Annotated in this window: 4 protein-coding genes; all 4 read right to left on the bottom strand. The window is 44.1% G+C overall.

Going from position 1 to position 2447, the window contains the following annotated elements; all coding sequences use genetic code 11:
• A partial coding sequence (locus AC6R0R_RS09030; protein WP_500626452.1) for an IS256 family transposase occupies window positions 1-872 on the bottom strand: 872 nt, incomplete at its 3' end.
• Between the two features lie 228 nt (window positions 873-1100).
• A complete protein-coding gene (locus tag AC6R0R_RS09035; protein ID WP_500626453.1) occupies window positions 1101-1409 on the bottom strand; it encodes a single-stranded DNA-binding protein in 309 nt (102 codons plus the stop codon).
• Window positions 1410-1420: 11 nt separating this feature from the next.
• Complete coding sequence (locus tag AC6R0R_RS09040; RefSeq protein WP_500626454.1) at window positions 1421-1645, bottom strand: phage/plasmid replication domain-containing protein; 225 nt, start codon at window positions 1643-1645, stop codon at window positions 1421-1423.
• Window positions 1585-2447 (bottom strand): phage/plasmid replication protein, II/X family (locus tag AC6R0R_RS09045; protein ID WP_500626455.1); only part of this gene is annotated, 863 nt, incomplete at its 5' end. The genes AC6R0R_RS09045 and AC6R0R_RS09040, both read right to left, overlap by 61 nt.

Below are 2447 nucleotides of genomic sequence, written 5' to 3' on the forward strand. Positions count from 1 at the left end.
AGCAGTGCCTCATCTTCTGTGGCTGATTGGTAGATTTTCTTCAGGTCAGCCGTCACCGCTTTGTAGTCTTTCCAAGGGACGTATTTGACCGAGTTTCGCACCATGTGGACGATACAGAGCTGTATTTGCGTCTCTGGGAACGCAGTATTGATGGCGTCAGGAAAACCTTTTAGTCCGTCAACGCAAGCGATAAGGATGTCTTTTACCCCACGGTTTTGAAGCTCTGTCAGCACGTTAAGCCAGAACTTGGCGCCTTCCGTTTCAGAGAGCCACATGCCGAGCAGTTCTTTCTGGCCTTCCATGTTGACGCCTAACGCAAGATAGACCGCTTTGTTGATGACTTGCTTGTCTTGACGCACCTTAACCACGATGCAATCGAGATAGACGATAGGGTAAATTTCGTCGAGAGGTCGCGACTGCCATTCAATCACTTGCTCGAGTACCGAGTCGGTCACCTTTGATATCAGCGTTGGTGAGACGTCTGCATCATACATTTCCTTGAACGTTGCGACGATTTCACGTGTGGTCATGCCTTTCGCATATAGGCTTAATATCTTGTCGTCCATGGATTGGAATCGAGTTTGGTGCTTGCGGACGAGTTGAGGTTCAAAGCTAGCTTCACGGTCGCGAGGGACGTCGATATCGACTTCTCCATCATCGGTGATGATTGATTTACCCGAGTAGCCATTGCGGGAGTTGGAGCTAGTTCTAGGTTGGTGTTTTTGATACCCAAGGTGCTCATCGAGTTCAGCGTTTAACGCCGTTTCAACGGTCACCTTGGTTAACATTTTTCGGAAGTCATCAAGATCAGATTCAGTCTTAATTGACTTTGCTGCTTCACGAGCAAAAGCTTCGAGTGCTTTCTTATCCATATTGTCCATCCTTAGCCTTTAAGGCTTAAGTCTAGACAGTTACACAGAATTCAGGACACTCTCTATGTTACGGGCTATTCACTTCAAAGCGATTCTCACTCATAGCATGTACGGCCAGAGGCCGACAATGAGCAATTCCCTCGCCCACCCTTTGCGCGCTCTAGGCTTTCAGCAAACCACTCAACATAATTCCAGACTACATAATACGCACTAATGTTATGTGGTCGATTAGGCTGTCATTTCACGTTTAACGTCTTTCTGGTTAACGTCGATTGCGTCTAATATCATCCCAAAGCGCTTCAACTCTAAGCCTCCGAAGTTATTTACAACATAGCTTGTATTGTGTGGCGTGTAGACTCCAGCTGCGTATGGTTCTTGGTCTTTCTCTAGCGTCAGCTTCATTTCTACTGGGAACTTACCGCCTAAATGTGCGTAAGCGATTTGCTCGTAAATAGTTCGACCTGGGCGACCTTCTTTGCCTGCTGTGCTGCGAGTTTCTACGCGAACGTTTTCTGAGAAGATTTCTATTTTAATCATGGCTAATTTCCTTAAGCGATTGCCTTGAACGGCATGATGTTAGATTTCTCGACTATTGGTAATTGATACCAGTCTGGAATACTAAGTGATTGAACTTCTATGACTTCTGAACGTTTAAGCGTTGGACAGATTCTCGTTACATCGAACGGCAAAGCGATATCGATACCGATGCTTTTTAATCGCGGTCTGTGTACGTAATACTGACTGTTTCTCTCGATTTTTTGTCCAAGTGCCACATCAACGCCACGCTTTGAGTTGCATTAGCGGCTTGTCTACTATTAACGATTCCTTGTTCAAGTAATTGATCTGATATCGATTTATGTGTGTCATGAGTTGCTGTCAGTGTTTTCATAATGTTCTCGAGATCTTTTATGTGTTCAATGAAGTCTTGTAGCGTAGTTTTTCCGTAAAATTGTAGGTTGTATCGTTTTAAATGCTTCTGGCTTAATTGGTGTTCCTCTCGAACGACACCATGCTGCTCGCAGTATGAGATTAGTTTTTCTACGTAGTTGAGCTGTTCTTCTGATACGCCGTCTTTTTTGCGTTTATCTTTTCGTAAATGATTCTTTAACTCGTGTGCCTTAGAGTAGATTTTTGATAATTTCCAAGAACGTTTTCCCCAGTAGCAACTGGTAAAATCAGGGTAAGGCGCTGGCGTTCTGCTACGACCGAGTGTTGTAGATGACATAGCTCTTATAAACGTAACCTCTCTGCCCTTACCTACTTTATGGTTTCGAGTCCAGTCTATACGTGTAATTTCAGCGCCATTGCCTATAAGGCGCGGCTTTTTATCTTCTGGAGTTTGACCGAAGTAAACCTTTGTATTTGCGGTAAAAGGTGGAAGGCCAAATTTGGCTAAGATGTGGTTGTATATATCAATACATTCATCCAAAGAGCGAAGACCAAAAAGGTTATCCATACGTTGCCATCGAGACGGATTACCTTCGATTCTGACAGTAAAACCATCACAACGAACCTTCAATGTCGTACTAAATGATCCTTCAAGCCCTTTAGTTTTTACGAATGACGAAAGTCGTT

Source organism: Vibrio sp. R12-SW3-ISO1 (assembly GCF_059834005.1).

Excerpts from the sequence above, each read along its gene's own strand:
- AC6R0R_RS09035 (WP_500626453.1), bottom strand. The coding sequence starts at position 1,409 with ATGATTAAAATAGAAATCTTCTCAGAAAACGTTCGCGTAGAAACTCGC.